The organism is Pseudomonas sp. NFIX49, assembly GCF_900115915.1.
Lineage (GTDB): Bacteria > Pseudomonadota > Gammaproteobacteria > Pseudomonadales > Pseudomonadaceae > Aquipseudomonas > Aquipseudomonas pharyngis.
This window is the reverse complement of the sequence record NZ_FOYE01000005.1, coordinates 141,507-156,615: the sequence shown is the minus strand read 5'-3', so window position 1 is coordinate 156,615 and position 15,109 is coordinate 141,507. Positions and strand designations below refer to the sequence as shown.

13 protein-coding genes are annotated in these 15,109 nt (G+C 62.8%); 10 read left to right on the top strand and 3 right to left on the bottom strand.

Annotation, left to right across the window (positions count from 1 at the left end; all coding sequences use genetic code 11):
• Positions 1-20 precede the first annotated feature (20 nt).
• From pepP to gcvP, 9 genes are all read left to right on the top strand, one after another.
• On the top strand, positions 21-1,355 hold the full coding sequence (gene pepP, locus BMZ46_RS15595; protein ID WP_039765352.1) for a Xaa-Pro aminopeptidase: 1,335 nt from the start codon (positions 21-23) through the stop codon (positions 1,353-1,355).
• Positions 1,352-2,539, top strand: coding sequence for a 2-octaprenyl-6-methoxyphenyl hydroxylase (ubiH, locus tag BMZ46_RS15590; protein ID WP_011336470.1), 1,188 nt, complete (start codon positions 1,352-1,354; stop codon positions 2,537-2,539). Before pepP ends, ubiH begins: the two co-directional genes overlap by 4 nt.
• The gene (locus BMZ46_RS15585; protein WP_074690061.1) at positions 2,532-3,017 is read left to right on the top strand and encodes a DUF4442 domain-containing protein; all 486 of its coding nucleotides are present in this window, start codon (positions 2,532-2,534) and stop codon (positions 3,015-3,017) included. The genes ubiH and BMZ46_RS15585 overlap by 8 nt, the downstream gene beginning before the upstream one ends.
• Positions 3,018-3,026: 9 nt before the next feature.
• Complete coding sequence (locus BMZ46_RS15580) at positions 3,027-4,244, top strand: 2-octaprenyl-3-methyl-6-methoxy-1,4-benzoquinol hydroxylase (RefSeq protein ID WP_166742337.1); 1,218 nt, start codon at positions 3,027-3,029, stop codon at positions 4,242-4,244.
• Positions 4,245-4,351: 107 nt separating this feature from the next.
• Positions 4,352-5,356 carry an extracellular solute-binding protein gene (locus BMZ46_RS15575; RefSeq protein WP_074690065.1) on the top strand — a complete coding sequence of 335 codons (1,005 nt, stop codon included), beginning with the start codon at positions 4,352-4,354 and terminating at the stop codon, positions 5,354-5,356.
• Between the two features lie 163 nt (positions 5,357-5,519).
• On the top strand, positions 5,520-7,136 hold the full coding sequence (locus BMZ46_RS15570) for an ABC transporter permease (RefSeq protein WP_039765360.1): 1,617 nt from the start codon (positions 5,520-5,522) through the stop codon (positions 7,134-7,136).
• 157 nt (positions 7,137-7,293) lie between these two features.
• Positions 7,294-8,376, top strand: a complete 1,083-nt coding sequence (gcvT, locus tag BMZ46_RS15565) for a glycine cleavage system aminomethyltransferase GcvT (protein WP_074690067.1) — start codon at positions 7,294-7,296, stop codon at positions 8,374-8,376.
• A gap of 48 nt (positions 8,377-8,424) precedes the next feature.
• Positions 8,425-8,808 carry a glycine cleavage system protein GcvH gene (gcvH, locus tag BMZ46_RS15560; RefSeq protein ID WP_074690069.1) on the top strand — a complete coding sequence of 128 codons (384 nt, stop codon included), beginning with the start codon at positions 8,425-8,427 and terminating at the stop codon, positions 8,806-8,808.
• A 134-nt stretch (positions 8,809-8,942) separates the two neighbouring features.
• Positions 8,943-11,816, top strand: a complete 2,874-nt coding sequence (gene gcvP / locus BMZ46_RS15555; protein WP_074690071.1) for an aminomethyl-transferring glycine dehydrogenase — start codon at positions 8,943-8,945, stop codon at positions 11,814-11,816.
• Positions 11,817-11,868: 52 nt separating this feature from the next.
• On the opposite strand, the gene BMZ46_RS15550 is transcribed toward gcvP, so the two are convergent.
• The 3 genes from BMZ46_RS15550 to BMZ46_RS15540 all read right to left on the bottom strand — a co-directional run bounded on the left by BMZ46_RS15550 (position 11,869) and on the right by BMZ46_RS15540 (position 14,469).
• Positions 11,869-12,186 (bottom strand): DUF2388 domain-containing protein, encoded by a 318-nt coding sequence (locus BMZ46_RS15550; RefSeq protein WP_039765367.1) that lies wholly within the window; start codon positions 12,184-12,186, stop codon positions 11,869-11,871.
• Positions 12,187-12,255: 69 nt separating this feature from the next.
• Positions 12,256-14,040, bottom strand: coding sequence for a type IV pilus assembly ATPase TfpB (locus tag BMZ46_RS15545; protein ID WP_074690073.1), 1,785 nt, complete (start codon positions 14,038-14,040; stop codon positions 12,256-12,258).
• 90 nt (positions 14,041-14,130) lie between these two features.
• Positions 14,131-14,469 (bottom strand): hypothetical protein, encoded by a 339-nt coding sequence (locus BMZ46_RS15540; RefSeq protein WP_074690075.1) that lies wholly within the window; start codon positions 14,467-14,469, stop codon positions 14,131-14,133.
• A 126-nt stretch (positions 14,470-14,595) separates the two neighbouring features.
• Between BMZ46_RS15540 and BMZ46_RS15535 the strand changes: the two genes are divergently transcribed.
• Complete coding sequence (locus BMZ46_RS15535) at positions 14,596-15,066, top strand: Lrp/AsnC family transcriptional regulator (protein WP_007951785.1); 471 nt, start codon at positions 14,596-14,598, stop codon at positions 15,064-15,066.
• Positions 15,067-15,109 lie beyond the last annotated feature (43 nt).

The following is a 15,109-nucleotide window of genomic DNA, read 5'->3' as shown; positions in this document are numbered from 1 at the left end:
CCAGGGAAAGCCATCTGCCCATGATCCATATCCCGAAAGCGGAATACGCCCGGCGCCGCAAGGCGCTGATGGCGCAGATGGAACCCAACAGCATCGCGATCCTGCCTGCCGCCGCGGTCGCCATTCGCAACCGCGACGTCGAGCACGTCTATCGTCAGGACAGCGACTTCCAGTACCTCAGCGGTTTCCCCGAGCCACAGGCGGTCATCGTCCTGATGCCCGGTCGCGAACACGGCGAGTACGTGCTGTTCTGCCGTGAACGCAACGCCGAACGCGAACTCTGGGACGGCCTGCGCGCCGGCCAGGAAGGCGCGATCCGCGATTTCGGCGCCGATGACGCTTTCCCCATCACCGACATCGACGACATCCTGCCGGGCCTGATCGAAGGCCGCGACCGGGTGTATTCGGCCATGGGCAGCAACCCGGAATTCGACCGCCACCTGATGGACTGGATCAACGTGATCCGCTCCAAGGCGCACCTCGGCGCCCAGCCGCCGAACGAATTCGTTGCCCTGGATCACCTGCTGCACGACATGCGCCTGTATAAATCGGCGGCAGAAGTGAAGGTGATGCGCGAGGCCGCGCGGATTTCCGCCCAGGCTCACATCCGGGCGATGCAGGCCAGCCGGGCCGGGCTGTACGAGTACAGCCTCGAAGCCGAACTGGATTACGAGTTCCGCAAGGGCGGGGCGAAGATGCCGGCCTACGGTTCGATCGTCGCTGCCGGGCGCAACAGCTGCATCCTGCATTACCAGCAGAATGACGCGCTGCTCAAGGACGGCGATCTGGTGCTGATCGACGCCGGTTGCGAGATCGACTGCTACGCCAGCGACATCACCCGCACCTGGCCGGTCAACGGTAAGTTTTCCGCCGAGCAGAAAGCGATCTACGAACTGGTGCTGGCTTCGCAGGAAGCGGCATTCGCCGAAATCGCTCCGAACAAACACTGGAACCAGGCGCACGAAGCCACGGTTCGGGTCATCACCACCGGGCTGGTGAAGCTGGGGCTGTTGCAGGGCGAAGTCGACGAGTTGATCGCCTCCGAGGCCTACAAGGCGTTTTACATGCACCGCGCCGGTCACTGGCTCGGGATGGATGTGCATGACGTTGGCGAATACAAGGTCGGCGGCGAATGGCGGGTGCTGGAAGTCGGCATGGCGCTGACGGTGGAGCCGGGCATCTACATCGCCCCGGACAATCAGAACGTAGCGAAGAAATGGCGCGGCATTGGCGTGCGCATCGAGGATGACGTGGTAGTGACCAAGAGCGGTTGTGAAATCCTGACCGGCGGCGTGCCGAAAACCGTCGCCGAGATCGAAGCCCTGATGGCGCAAGCACGGACCTGCGCGGCATGAGTCGGGTCAATCTGGCAATCATCGGTGGCGGTCTGGTCGGCGCCAGTCTGGCGTTGGCCTTGCAGGCCGGGGCCAAGGCCCGTGGCTGGAAGATCGTGCTGATCGAACCGTTCGCCCCCGGTGACACCTGGCAGCCAAGCTACGACGCGCGCTCCTCGGCGCTGTCTTTCGGTTCGCGGCAGATTTATCAGCGGCTGGGCGTGTGGCAGGAAATCTCCCGCCGCGCCGAGCCGATCAAACAGATTCACGTGTCCGACCGTGGTCGGTTCTCCACTGCTCGCCTGTCGGCGATGGAAGAGGGCGTTCCGGCGCTCGGCTATGTCGTTGAAAACGCCTGGCTCGGCCAGTGCCTGTGGCAGCACCTCGACAAAGACGTGATCAGTTGGCGCTGCCCGGCGGAAGTTTCCCGCATGGAGCCGCTGCCCGACGGCTATCGGCTGACCCTCAACGATGAAACCACGGTCGAATGCGATCTGGCGGTGCTCGCCGATGGCGGCCGTTCCGGTCTGCGCGAGCAACTGGGCATCAACGTGCGCAAGCGCCCGTACAACCAGAGCGCGCTGATCGCCAACATCACCCCGAGCGAAGCGCACAACGGCATGGCGTTCGAGCGCTTCACCGACGAAGGCCCGATGGCGCTGCTGCCGCTGCCGGAAAACCGCTGCGCGCTGGTCTGGACCCGTCTGGGCATGGACGCGCAACGTCTGGCCGACCTGAGCGAGCGTGATTTCCTCAGCGAGCTGCAAGGTGTGTTCGGCTACCGTCTCGGCACTCTGAAACAGGTTGGCGCGCGGCATCTGTATCCGCTGTCGCTGGTGGAGGCGGAAGAGCAGGTGCGTTCGCATCTGGCCGTTCTCGGCAACGCCGCCCACAGCCTGCACCCAATTGCCGGGCAGGGTTTCAACCTGTCCCTGCGCGATGCCGATGCGTTGGCCGCCGCGCTGCTGGCCAGCGACAAACCGCTGGGGGATTTCGCCACGTTGCAGGCCTATCGCGAGCGTCAGCGCCTCGATCAGGACCTCACCGTCGGTTTCTCCGATCAGGTCACGCGCCTGTTCGGCAGTACCCAGCCGCTGGTATCGCTGGGGCGCAACATCGGTCTGCTCGGCCTTGATCTGCTGCCGCCGGCCAAACGCTGGTTCGCCCGTCAGGCCATGGGACTGGGGACGCGGCCGGATGCGTGAGTGGCTGATCAAACAGTTTGGCAAGGCGCGGCTGATGCGCTGGATCATGACGTTTTACCCGCCGTACTTCGGCGCCGGTGTCCGGGTGCAGCACATCAGCGATGACTTTCGTGACATCCGGGTCTCGATGGGCCTGGGCTGGTACAACCGCAATTACGTTGGCACCCAGTTCGGCGGCAGTCTGTATTCGATGGTCGACCCGTTCTTCATGTTGATGCTCATGGAGAATCTCGGCTCGAAGTACATTGTCTGGGACAAGGCTGCCGACATTGATTTCATATCGCCGGGCAAAGGCCCGGTGTTCGCCCGGTTCAACATCGACGACACCCTGCTCGACGAGATCCGTCGGCAGACCGCCAGTGGCGAGAAATACCTGCCGCAGTTGCAGGTCGACATTCATGACGGCGCCGGCAACCTGGTGGCGCGGGTCGGTAAAACCCTTTACGTGCGGCTCAAGCCGCCAGCGAGACAGGCTTAAAGCATGGAAATGCGCGCGGATGTGCTGATTGTCGGAGCCGGAATGGTCGGCAGTGCCCTGGCGCTGGCGTTGCAGGGCAGCGGGCTGGAAGTCCTGTTGCTCGACGGCAGCCCGCTGAGCGTCAAACCCTTCGACGGCGATGCGCCGTTCGAGCCGCGGGTGAGCGCGCTGTCGGCGGCCAGCCAGCGGATCCTCGATCGCCTCGGCGTGTGGGACGGCATCGTCAACCGACGCAGCAGCCCTTACACCGACATGCACGTCTGGGACGGCAGCGGCACCGGCCAGATTCACTTCTCGGCCAGCAGCGTGCACGCCGATGTGCTCGGCCACATTGTCGAAAACCGCGTGGTCCAGGATGCCTTGCTCGACCGTCTGCACGATTGCGACCTGGGTCTGCTGGCCAACGCGCGGCTGGAGCAGATGCGCCGTTCCGGTGACGACTGGCTGCTGACCCTGGCCGACGGCCGCACTTTGCGCGCGCCGCTGGTGATCGCGGCGGACGGCGCCAATTCTGCCGTGCGCCGTCTGACCGGTGTCGCCACCCGCGAATGGGACTACTTGCACCACGCCATCGTCACCAGCGTGCGCAGCAGCAAGCCGCACCGTATGACCGCGTGGCAGCGTTTCACCGATCACGGGCCGCTGGCGTTTCTGCCGCTGGAGCGTGACGGTCAGCAGGACTGGTGCTCGATCGTCTGGTCGACCACGCCGAGCGAAGCCGAACGGCTGATGGCGCTGGATGAGGCGGATTTCTGCCGCGAGCTGGAGCGCGCGTTCGAAGGTTGCCTCGGCGAGGTCATCAGCGCCGACCCGCGCCTGTGTGTGCCGTTACGTCAACGCCACGCCAAACGCTACGTGGCCGAAGGCCTGGCGCTGATCGGCGATGCCGCGCACACCATTCACCCGTTGGCGGGGCAGGGCGTGAATCTCGGCTTCCTTGACGCCGCGGTGCTGGCTGAAGTGCTGCTGCAAGCGCACGAACGCGGCGAACGCCTGGCGGACGTGAAAGTCCTGAGCCGCTACGAACGCCGGCGCATGCCGCACAATCTGGCGCTGATGGCGGCGATGGAAGGCTTCGAGCGGTTGTTCCAGGCCGATCCGCTGCCTCTGCGCTGGTTGCGCAACACCGGACTGAAAATCGTTGAGCAGATGCCTGAGGCCAAGGCGTTGTTCGTGCGTGAAGCATTGGGTCTGACCGGCGACTTGCCGGCCTTGGCCAAGGCCTGACAAATGTTGTGCAACATCTGGTAACTCCTTGGGAAAGTGTTCGATTGAGCTGGTAAATGTGAGTCCTTATCATTTGGGCCACTTTTCCCGACCGAGAGACCGCTCCCATGTTGGCATCCAAGCGTGTTCTGACCGCACTGGCCCTGACCCTGATCGGCAGCACCGCCGCCCAGGCCGCCGACGAGGTGGTGGTCTACTCCTCGCGTATCGATGAGCTGATCAAGCCGGTGTTCGATGCCTACACCGCCAAGACCGGGGTGAAGATCAAGTTCATCACCGACAAGGAAGCGCCGCTGATGCAGCGGATCAAGGCCGAAGGCGAGAACGCCACCGCCGACCTGCTGCTGACCGTCGATGCCGGCAACCTCTGGCAGGCCGAGCAGATGGGCATTCTCCAGCCGTTCACCTCGAAAACCATCGACACCAACATTCCCCTGCAATTTCGCTCGTCCAGCCACGCCTGGACCGGCCTGAGCCTGCGCGCACGGACCATCGCCTACTCCACCGAACGGGTGAAACCGGGCGAACTGACCACCTACGAAGCACTGGCCGACAAGAACTGGGAAGGTCGCCTGTGCCTGCGCACGGCGAAGAAGGTCTACAACCAGTCGCTGACCGCCACCATGATCGAAGTCCACGGTGCCGAAAAGACCGAGAAGATCCTCAAGGGCTGGGTCAACAACCTGTCCACCGACGTGTTCTCCGACGACGTCGCGGTGCTGGAAGCGATCAACGCCGGCCAGTGCGACGTCGGCATCGTCAACACCTACTACTACGGTCGCCTGCACAAGCAGAAGCCGGAACTGCCGGTGAAACTGTTCTGGCCGAATCAGGCGGATCGTGGCGTGCACGTCAACCTGTCGGGCATCGGCCTGACCAAACATGCGCCGCACCCGGAAGCGGCCAAGGCTTTGGTCGAGTGGATGACCACGCCTGAGGCGCAGAAGATCTTTGCCGACGTGAACCAGGAGTTCCCGGCGAATCCGGCGGTGAAGCCTTCGGAAGAGGTCGCGGCATGGGGGGAGTTCGTGGCAGATACGCTGCCGGTTGAAGTGGCGGGCAAGCGTCAGGCTGAAGCGATCCGGATGATGGATCGGGCGGGTTGGAACTGAGTCATTCCTGACAGCACTGTTTGATCGTTCCCACGTCGAACCGTCTGCGTGGGAATGCAGCCCTCGGCGCTCTGCGTCGCATCATCGACAGCGTGACGCGGAGCGTCACAGAATGTGTGCCCACGCAGAGCGTGGGCACAATCATTTGAACGAGACTGTTTCCTTGGCCCACCCCGCCCAACGCCGCTGGTACCCCATCGTCTTCGCCATCGCCGCGTTGGTGCTGCTCCCCCTCAGCGTGCTCCTGCTCTCATGGCAAACCATCGATCACCAGATCTGGTCGCACCTCTGGGAAACCCAGATGCCACGCCTGCTGGGCAACACCCTGACACTGGTCTTCGGCGTAGGCATCGGCGTAACCCTGCTGGGCGTAAGCCTCGCCTGGCTCACCAGCCTTTGCGAATTCCCCGGCCGCCGCTGGCTCGACTGGGCGCTGATGCTGCCGTTCGCCATCCCGGCCTACGTGCTGGCATTCGTCTTCGTCGGACTGCTGGACTTCGCAGGCCCCGTGCAAACCCTGCTGCGCGAATGGTTCGGCAGCGGCCTGCGCCTGCCGCGAGTGCGCTCCACCGGTGGCGTGATTCTGGTGCTGGTGCTGGTGTTTTATCCCTACGTTTATCTATTGGCGCGCACCGCGTTCCTGGCGCAGGGCAAGGGCCTGATGGAAGCGGCGCGAGTGCTCGGTCAGTCACCGTGGCAAGCGTTCTGGCGCGTGGCATTGCCGATGGCGCGGCCGGCCATCGGTGCTGGTGTGGCGCTGGCGCTGATGGAAACGCTGGCGGATTTCGGCGCGGTGTCGGTGTTCAACTTCGACACCTTCACCACCGCGATCTACAAGACCTGGTACGGCTTTTTCAGTCTGCCCAGCGCTGCGCAACTGGCCAGCCTGTTGCTGCTGGTGGTGATGTTGGTGCTGTACGGTGAACGTCGCGCGCGCGGCGCCAATCGGGCGAGTAACGAGCGGCCACGGGTCAAGGCGCTGTATCACCTGCGCGGGCCCAAGGCCTGGGCGGCGACCGGCTGGTGCGGTCTGGTGTTCGCCTGTGCATTTGTCATTCCGGTGCTGCAACTGGTGGTGTGGTTCTGGCAGCGCGGGCGATTCGATCTGGATGAGCGCTACGCGGGGTTGATTCTCCACACGTTATATCTGGGCGGCATGGCGGCGCTGATCACGGTCAGCGTGGCGATGTTGCTGGCATTTGCCCGGCGTCTGGCGCCGACCCGGACGATCAATTCGGCGGTCGGTCTGGCCAATCTCGGTTATGCCTTGCCAGGCTCGGTGCTGGCGGTGTCGATCATGCTCGCGTTCAGTTATCTGGACCGGGAGCTGGTGATTCCGCTGTCCGGCTGGCTTGGCGGGGCGGGCAAACCGTTGCTGCTGGGCAGTCTGGCGGCGCTGCTGCTGGCGTATCTGGTGCGTTTCGTGGCGGTGGCCTATGGGCCGCTGGAAAGCAGTCTGGCGCGTATACGGCCCTCTTTGCCTGAAGCGGCACGTAGCCTGGGTGTCAGTGGGCCGCGACTGTTTTTCAAAGTGTATCTGCCGTTGCTGCTGCCCGGCACGCTCAGCGCCGCGCTGCTGGTGTTCGTCGACGTGCTCAAGGAAATGCCCGCCACCCTGCTGATGCGCCCGTTTGGCTGGGACACACTGGCGGTGCGGATCTTCGAAATGACCAGCGAAGGCGAATGGGCAAGGGCGTCGTTGCCGGCGCTGACCCTGGTATTGGTCGGTCTGTTGCCGGTCATCGGTTTGATCCGACGCTCGGCGCACAGAAACACTTAGTCGTCAGTCCTGAATCATGCGGCTACAATGCGCGGCATTCGGTGCGGTCCGTCTGACAGACCCTGTCGCTGAAATCGGCTGAAGGCCCTTTTTTACAGGGTTTTCCGAACCGTGCAGCAGCGCTCCGCACCTTCGCCACGCCCGGAAGGAGAAACCCATGGGACAGCGTACGCCTCTGTATGACCTGCATCTCGCCCTCGGCGCGAAGATGGTCGATTTTGGCGGTTGGGACATGCCCCTGCATTACGGCTCGCAGGTCGAGGAGCACCACGAGGTGCGTCGCGATTGCGGGGTGTTCGATGTTTCCCACATGACCGTGATCGATGTCACCGGCCCCCAGGCCAAGGCCTGGCTTCAGCATTTGCTGGCCAATGACGTCGAACGCCTGCACAGCCCCGGCCGTGCGTTGTACAGCACCATGCTCAACGAGCGCGGCGGCATCGTCGACGACATGATCGTTTACCGCCTCGAAGACGGTTATCGTCTGGTGGTCAACGCCTCCACTCGCGATCAGGATCTGGCCTGGATGCAGGCACAGTTGGGCAGCTTCGATGTGCAAATGCACGAACGCTACGAGCTGGCGATGCTTGCCATTCAAGGCCCCCATGCCCGGCACAAGATTGCCGAACTGGTGACCCAGTCCCGCGCCAACCTGATCCAGATGCTCAAGCCTTTCGAGGGCCACGTCGACGGCGACTGGTTCATTGCGCGCACCGGCTACACCGGTGAGGACGGTTTGGAAATTGCCCTGCCGGCCGATCAGGCCCCCGGATTTTTTAACGATCTGGTGGGCGCCGGTATTTCCCCCATTGGCCTCGGCGCTCGCGACACGCTGCGGGTCGAAGCCGGCATGAACCTTTACGGTCAGGACATCCACCAGGACGTTTCGCCACTGGCCTCGAACATGGCCTGGAGCATCGCCTGGGAGCCGGCCACGCGTCGGTTCATCGGTCGCGATGCGCTGGAAGCGGAAAAAACCGCCGGCGTGGAGCACAAACTGGTCGGTCTGGTGCTTGAGGAACGCGGGGTTTTGCGGGCTCATCAGGTGGTTCGTATCGCTGATGTTGGCGAAGGGGAGATCACCAGTGGTAGTTTCTCTCCTACGCTTAGCAAGTCGATTGCCCTGGCGCGTGTACCGATGGCGACTGCCGACCGCGCCGAAGTGGAAATCCGTGGCAAGTGGTATCCGGTACGCGTGGTCAAACCGACCTTCGTACGCCATGGCAAAACCTTGATCTAACCTTTTCCGGCGGGCACGACCGCTGACAATTTCTTGAGGACACCGAGCATGAGCAACATCCCAGCTGAACTGCGTTTTGCCGAAAGTCATGAATGGGCGCGCCTTGAAGCCGACGGCACTGTCACTGTGGGCATCAGCGATCACGCCCAGGAAGCGTTGGGTGATGTGGTGTTCGTTGAACTGACCGAAGTGGGTAAGGTTTTCGCCGCCGAAGACCAGGCCGGTGTCGTTGAGTCGGTGAAAGCCGCTTCCGATATCTACGCTCCGATCAGCGGTGAAGTGATTGCCGTCAACGAAGAGCTGAGCGGCTCGCCGGAGCTGTTGAACTCTGATCCTTACGGTGCCTGGATCTTCAAGCTCAAGCCAAGCGACAAGGCCGAGCTGGACAAGCTGCTCGACGCTGCCGCCTACAAGGCTGCCATCGGCGAATAAGCTGCAGGCGAGACTCCAAAGCCCCGACCCGTCGGGGCTTTTTTCTGCCCGGGACTTTTGCCGTCGGGGTGGCTGCTATGCTGGTTTGACCGTGTTGCATTGACGCCGAGCCGCCAGCCAAGAGAGAGCCCGTCATGTCCCAGTTGCCATCCCTGAGCCAGTTACGCGATCCCCATGCCTTTCTGCGCCGCCACCTCGGCCCCGATGCCGCCGAGCAACAGGCGATGCTCGACAGCCTCGGCCTCGGCAGCCGGGTCGAACTGATCGAACAGACCGTGCCGCCGGGCATTCGCCTCAACCGCGAGCTGGACCTGCCGCCGGCGCTGGACGAGCAGGCAGCGCTGGCCAAACTGCGTGGTTATGCCGAACAGAACCAGGTCTGGACCAGCCTGATCGGCATGGGCTACCACGGCACCCTGACGCCGACCGTCATCCTGCGCAACGTGCTGGAAAATCCCGGTTGGTACACGGCTTACACGCCTTACCAACCGGAAATCGCTCAGGGCCGGCTCGAAGCGTTGCTCAACTTTCAGCAACTGACCATTGACCTCACCGGCCTTGAACTGGCCAACGCTTCGCTGCTCGATGAAGCCACCGCCGCCGCGGAAGCCATGGCCCTGGCCAAGCGCGTGGCGAAGTCGAAGAGCAATCTGTTCTTCGTCGACGAAAACTGTCATCCACAAACCATTTCCGTGGTGCAGACCCGCGCCGAAGGCTTCGGCTTCGAGCTGATCGTCGACGCTGTGGATAACTTGAAGCAGCACCAGGTATTCGGCGCACTGCTGCAGTATCCCGACACCCACGGCGAGATCCGTGACCTGCGACCCTTGATCGATCACCTGCACGCGCAGCAGGCGCTGGCCTGCGTGGCGGCCGATCTGCTCAGTCTGTTGCTGCTGACCCCGCCGGGCGAACTGGGTGCCGACGTGGTGTTCGGCTCATCCCAGCGCTTCGGCGTGCCGATGGGTTACGGCGGCCCGCACGCGGCGTTTTTCGCCAGCCGCGAGGAATACAAACGGGCGATTCCCGGGCGGATCATCGGCGTGTCGAAAGATGCTCGCGGCAACGTCGCGCTGCGCATGGCCCTGCAAACCCGCGAGCAGCATATTCGTCGGGAGAAGGCCAATTCGAACATCTGCACTGCCCAGGTCCTGTTGGCCAACATCGCCAGTTTCTATGCGGTCTATCACGGCCCGGAAGGACTGAAACGAATCGCCCAGCGCGTGCACCGGCTGACCTGCATTCTCGCCGCCGGGCTCGAACGCCATGGCATCCAGCGCCTCAACCAACACTTCTTCGACACGCTGACGCTGGACGTGGGCGGGGCGCAAACCGCGATCATCGAAAGCGCTCGGGCCGCGCAGATCAACCTGCGCATCCTCGGTCGTGGTCGACTGGGTCTGAGCCTTGACGAGACCTGTGATGAAAGCACCGTGGCCAGACTGTTCGATGTGCTGCTGGGCGCCGATCACGGGTTGAACGTCGCTGATCTCGACGCTGAAACGCTGACCTCCGGCATTCCCGACGCGCTGCAACGCAGCACGCCGTACCTGCGTCATCCGGTGTTCAACGCCCACCACAGCGAAACCGAGATGCTGCGCTACCTCAAGCAACTGGAGAACAAGGATCTGGCGCTTAACCAGTCGATGATTCCGCTGGGCTCCTGCACCATGAAACTCAACGCCACCAGCGAAATGATCCCGATCACCTGGCCGCAATTCGCCAACCTGCACCCGTTCGTGCCCCGGGAGCAGGCAGTCGGGTACACGCTGATGATCGAGGAACTGGAGCGCTGGCTGTGTGCGATCACCGGGTTCGATGCAATCTGCATGCAGCCCAACTCCGGCGCTCAGGGCGAGTACGCCGGGTTGCTGGCGATCCGCAAATACCACGAGAGCCGCCAGCAGGGCGGGCGCGACATCTGCCTGATTCCTTCTTCGGCCCACGGCACCAACCCGGCCTCGGCGCAGATGGCCGGGATGCGCGTGGTGATCGTCGAGTGCGATGAGGCGGGCAACGTCGATCTGGAGGATTTGAAAGCCAAGGCGTCCGAAGCCGGAGCCAAGCTGTCGTGCCTGATGGCGACCTATCCGTCGACCCACGGCGTGTACGAGGAAGGCATCAGCGAAATCTGCGAAGTTATCCACCAGCACGGCGGCCAGGTGTACATGGACGGCGCCAACCTCAATGCCCAGGTCGGGTTGGCGCGGCCGGCGGACATCGGCGCCGACGTGTCACACATGAACCTGCACAAGACCTTCTGCATACCCCACGGCGGAGGCGGGCCGGGCATGGGGCCGATTGGTGTGCGTGCGCATTTGGCGCCGTTCGTTGCCAACCATCCGGTGATCCCGATCGACGGGCCGCAACCGCAGAACGGAGCGGTCAGTGCCGCGCCGTGGGGCAGTGCGAGCATTCTGCCGATCAGCTGGATGTACATCGCGATGATGGGGCCGCAACTGGCGGATGCCAGTGAGGTGGCGATACTCGCGGCGAATTACCTGGCGCAGCATCTGTCCGGTGCTTTCCCCGTTCTGTATACCGGTCGCAACGAGCGAGTCGCCCACGAATGCATTCTGGATCTGCGGCCGCTGAAAGCGCAGACCGGCATCAGCGAAGAAGACGTCGCCAAACGCCTGATGGATTACGGCTTTCATGCACCGACCATGTCGTTCCCGGTGCCGGGCACCTTGATGGTCGAGCCGACCGAAAGCGAGTCCAAGGCCGAACTGGATCGCTTCATCGGTGCGATGCTGAGCATCCGTGCAGAAATCACCGAGGTGCAGAACGGCAACTGGCCGGCCGAGGACAACCCGCTCAAACGGGCGCCGCATACCCTGGCCGATATCACCGGCGTGTGGGAGCGGCCGTACAGCATCGAGCAGGGCATCACGCCGGATGCACACACCAAGGCGCACAAATATTGGCCGGCGGTGAACCGGATGGATAACGTCTACGGCGACCGCAACCTGTTCTGCGCTTGCGTGCCGGTGGACGATTACCGCTGATCAGCGGGCAAAAAAATGCCGCTCATGTCGAGCGGCATTTTTTTTGAGCCTCTTATTCCGACGCCACGGCATTCTTTGCCAGGATCGCGTTCGCCAGTTCCATATCGGTGGCCTGCAGGCCCGGGTTGTCGGCGCGGACTTTCTGCATCGCCGCTTCCAGGTACGGGCCACGGATACCGCCGTCGCTGGCGACGAAGCTGCCCGCGTCGTCCTGGGCGGCAACGATCAGTTTGTGATCCTTGAAGGTCAGGTAGGTCGAGCCGGTGGTGGCACCGGACGAAATGACGTTACGCCAAAAGCTGTCGGCCATCGCTGAACCAACAGGGAGGGACAGCAAGGCGAGGGTGGCGACAGCAAGTTTGAAACGCATGTTGGGTGACTCCACTGGTGTTGAATAACGGGTTGGATCGCGACTTCCACGATCCGGTTCCGTGAGAGGCTATTTCTGCTCGCTCTGTGGTGTCACCCGCAATACTTCTTCAAGAGTTGTCAGCCCCGCCGCGACTTTCTGCGCGCCGGACAATCGCAGGCTGCGCATGCCTTCCTTGAACGCCTGCCGACGGATCGCGGTGAGATCGGTGTCGGGGCTGATCAAGGCCTTGAGGCTGTCGCTCAGTTGCATGATTTCGTAGACCCCGGCGCGCCCGTGATAACCGGTGTCGCGACACTCCAGGCAACCGATGGCCCGTTGCGCATTGCCCGGCAGCGGCGCCTGCCACGGCCGGGTCAGGGTTTGCCAGTCTTCTTCATCAAGAGTCAGCGGCGCCTTGCAGTGCGGGCACAGGGTTCGCACCAGTCGTTGCGCCATCACACCGAGCACGGTGGCCTTGATCAGGTAATGCGGCACGCCGAGTTCCAGCAGACGGCTGATGGCGCTCGGCGCGTCGTTGGTGTGCAGGGTCGAGAGCACCAGGTGCCCGGTCAGCGCCGCCTGGATCGCCATTTCAGCGGTTTCCAGGTCGCGGATCTCGCCGATCATGATGATGTCCGGGTCTTGTCGCATCAGCGCGCGCACACCGGCGGCGAAGGTCAGGTCGATGTTGTGCTGGACCTGCATCTGGTTGAAGGCCGGCTCGACCATCTCGATCGGGTCTTCGATGGTGCAGAGGTTGACCTCCGGGGTCGCCAGTTTTTTCAGCGTGGTGTACAGCGTGGTGGTCTTTCCGGAACCGGTCGGGCCGGTGACCAGGATGATGCCGTTGGGCTGGCGGGTCATGTCCTGCCAGCGCCGCAGGTCGTCGGCGGAAAAGCCAAGTTGATCGAAATCCTTGAGCAGCACCTCCGGGTCGAAGATTCGCATGACCATTTTTTCGCCGAACGCGGTGGGCAGGGTCGACAGCCGCAACTCGACTTCACCGCCGTCCGGAGTCTTGGTCTTGACCCGGCCGTCCTGGGGTTTGCGTTTCTCGGCGACGTTCATCCGGCCAAGGCTTTTCAGGCGGCTGACGATGGCCATCGTCACCTGCGGCGGGAATTGATAGACGTTGTGCAGCACGCCGTCGATGCGAAAACGCACCGTGCCTTGTTCGCGCCGGGGTTCGATGTGGATATCGCTGGCCCGTTGCTGGAAGGCGTACTGGAACAGCCAGTCGACGATGTTGACGATGTGCGCGTCGTTGGCGTCCGGCTCCTGATCGCTGGCGCCGAGGTTGAGCAGTTGCTCGAAGTTGCCGAGGTTGCCGCTCTGCGCATCGGCATTGCTGGCGCCGCTGACCGATTTGGCGAGGCGGAAGAACTCGACGCTGAAACGCTGGATGTCCGCCGGGTTGGCCACCACCCGTTTGATCGGCAGTTTCAGGACGTGAGTCAGATCCGCCTCCCAGCCGCTGACATAGGGCTGGGCGCTGGCCACAGTGACCGCATCGCGGTCGACCGACACCGCGAGGATCTTGTGGCGCTGCGCAAAAGCATAGGACATCAGCGGCGTGATGGCGGCGACGTTGATCTTCAGCGGATCGATTCGCAGGTACGGCTGGCCGGCCTGCTGCGCCAGCCACAGGGTCAGGCTTTCCAGGTCGAGGTGTTTGCCCGGACGGCTGAGATCGTCCAGTTGCTGGCTGGCGATGAATTCCAGCGGGTGCTTCTGGCCGTGGGCGGCATGCCGGCGCCGGGCATTCAGCGCCTGCTCGGCCGAGTCCTGGCTGATGAAACCCTGGGCGACCAGTTCACGCAGTACCTCATTGAGATCCAGCCAGCGGTCCTGAGTGGCGAGTTGAACGGACATGCGGGCTCCTTTTGAACGACAGTGCGCAAAGGATAGTCGTGGCCCCGCCGACCGTTGGGCCACTACCCGACGAAGACGTTTCGGTTCTTGTCAGCCGGCCGCCTGCGCCGGTGCATCCCACGCCGCGTCGGGATTTTGCAGGTTCACCGAGCAGACGCTGATCAGGTTACGAAGTTTTTCCGCGATCACCTGGGCGCGGTGCCAGCTCAGGCCACCCATGACGATGTCGATCGACAGCAAGTCGTCCAGCCGCTGGACATTGAGCTGTTCCGGGGTGAGGCACTGCAAGGCGAACAGGTTCAGCACCCGCACCAGCAAATCCGGCTCGGCCTCGGCCAGGATCTGGTACTGCGCAAGGCAATGGGCGTTGCTGGCGTTCCACACATCGGCACGGGGCGCAGGGGTGTTGACGGCTTCGAGGTGTGGCATGACAGGTCTCCGGAATCAGTGGAGGAATTTTTACATTCGATGCCGGGCATTTCTTATCTAAGATGAGCCGATTACGTTATTGATCGGGTAGATCAATTCGGGTTTGGCTGAATTTGAGGATTATTTATGCACAGCGAGCTGGACAGCTACGACCGGCGCATTCTCGCCCTGCTGCAAGAGGACGCTTCCTTGTCCAGCGCACAGATCGCCGAACAGGTGGGCCTGTCGCAATCGCCGTGCTGGCGGCGGATTCAGCGGATGAAGGAGGAGGGGATCATTCGCGGCCAGGTGACCTTGCTCGATCGCAAGAAAATCGGCCTGAACACGCAGATTTTCGCCGAGATCAAACTCAACGCCCACGGCCGTTCGAACTTCACTGAGTTCACCGAGGCGATTCGCGGCTTTCCCGAAGTGCTGGAGTGTTACGTGCTGATGGGGGCGGTGGATTTTCTGTTGCGGATTGTCGCGGCGGACATCGAGGCGTATGAGCGGTTCTTTTTCGAGAAGCTGTCACTGGTGCCGGGGATTCAGGAAGTGAACTCGATCGTGGCGTTGTCGGAGATCAAGTCGACGACGAGTTTGCCGGTACTGCGTTGATTGCGCGGTGATGATCGTTCCCACGCTCCCGCGTGGGAATGCC

What these genes read in the sequence shown, in the direction of transcription:
- gcvP (WP_074690071.1), top strand. Translation starts at nt 8,943, where the DNA reads ATGTCCCAGTTGCCATCCCTGAGCCAGTTACGCGATCCCCATGCCTTT.
- gcvH (WP_074690069.1), top strand. Translation starts at nt 8,425, where the DNA reads ATGAGCAACATCCCAGCTGAACTGCGTTTTGCCGAAAGTCATGAATGG.
- BMZ46_RS15585 (WP_074690061.1), top strand. Translation starts at nt 2,532, where the DNA reads ATGCGTGAGTGGCTGATCAAACAGTTTGGCAAGGCGCGGCTGATGCGC.
- BMZ46_RS15580 (WP_166742337.1), top strand. Translation starts at nt 3,027, where the DNA reads ATGCGCGCGGATGTGCTGATTGTCGGAGCCGGAATGGTCGGCAGTGCC.
- BMZ46_RS15575 (WP_074690065.1), top strand. Translation starts at nt 4,352, where the DNA reads ATGTTGGCATCCAAGCGTGTTCTGACCGCACTGGCCCTGACCCTGATC.
- BMZ46_RS15540 (WP_074690075.1), bottom strand. Translation starts at nt 14,469, where the DNA reads ATGCCACACCTCGAAGCCGTCAACACCCCTGCGCCCCGTGCCGATGTG.
- BMZ46_RS15545 (WP_074690073.1), bottom strand. Translation starts at nt 14,040, where the DNA reads ATGTCCGTTCAACTCGCCACTCAGGACCGCTGGCTGGATCTCAATGAG.
- BMZ46_RS15550 (WP_039765367.1), bottom strand. Translation starts at nt 12,186, where the DNA reads ATGCGTTTCAAACTTGCTGTCGCCACCCTCGCCTTGCTGTCCCTCCCT.
- gcvT (WP_074690067.1), top strand. Translation starts at nt 7,294, where the DNA reads ATGGGACAGCGTACGCCTCTGTATGACCTGCATCTCGCCCTCGGCGCG.
- pepP (WP_039765352.1), top strand. Translation starts at nt 21, where the DNA reads ATGATCCATATCCCGAAAGCGGAATACGCCCGGCGCCGCAAGGCGCTG.
- BMZ46_RS15535 (WP_007951785.1), top strand. Translation starts at nt 14,596, where the DNA reads ATGCACAGCGAGCTGGACAGCTACGACCGGCGCATTCTCGCCCTGCTG.
- ubiH (WP_011336470.1), top strand. Translation starts at nt 1,352, where the DNA reads ATGAGTCGGGTCAATCTGGCAATCATCGGTGGCGGTCTGGTCGGCGCC.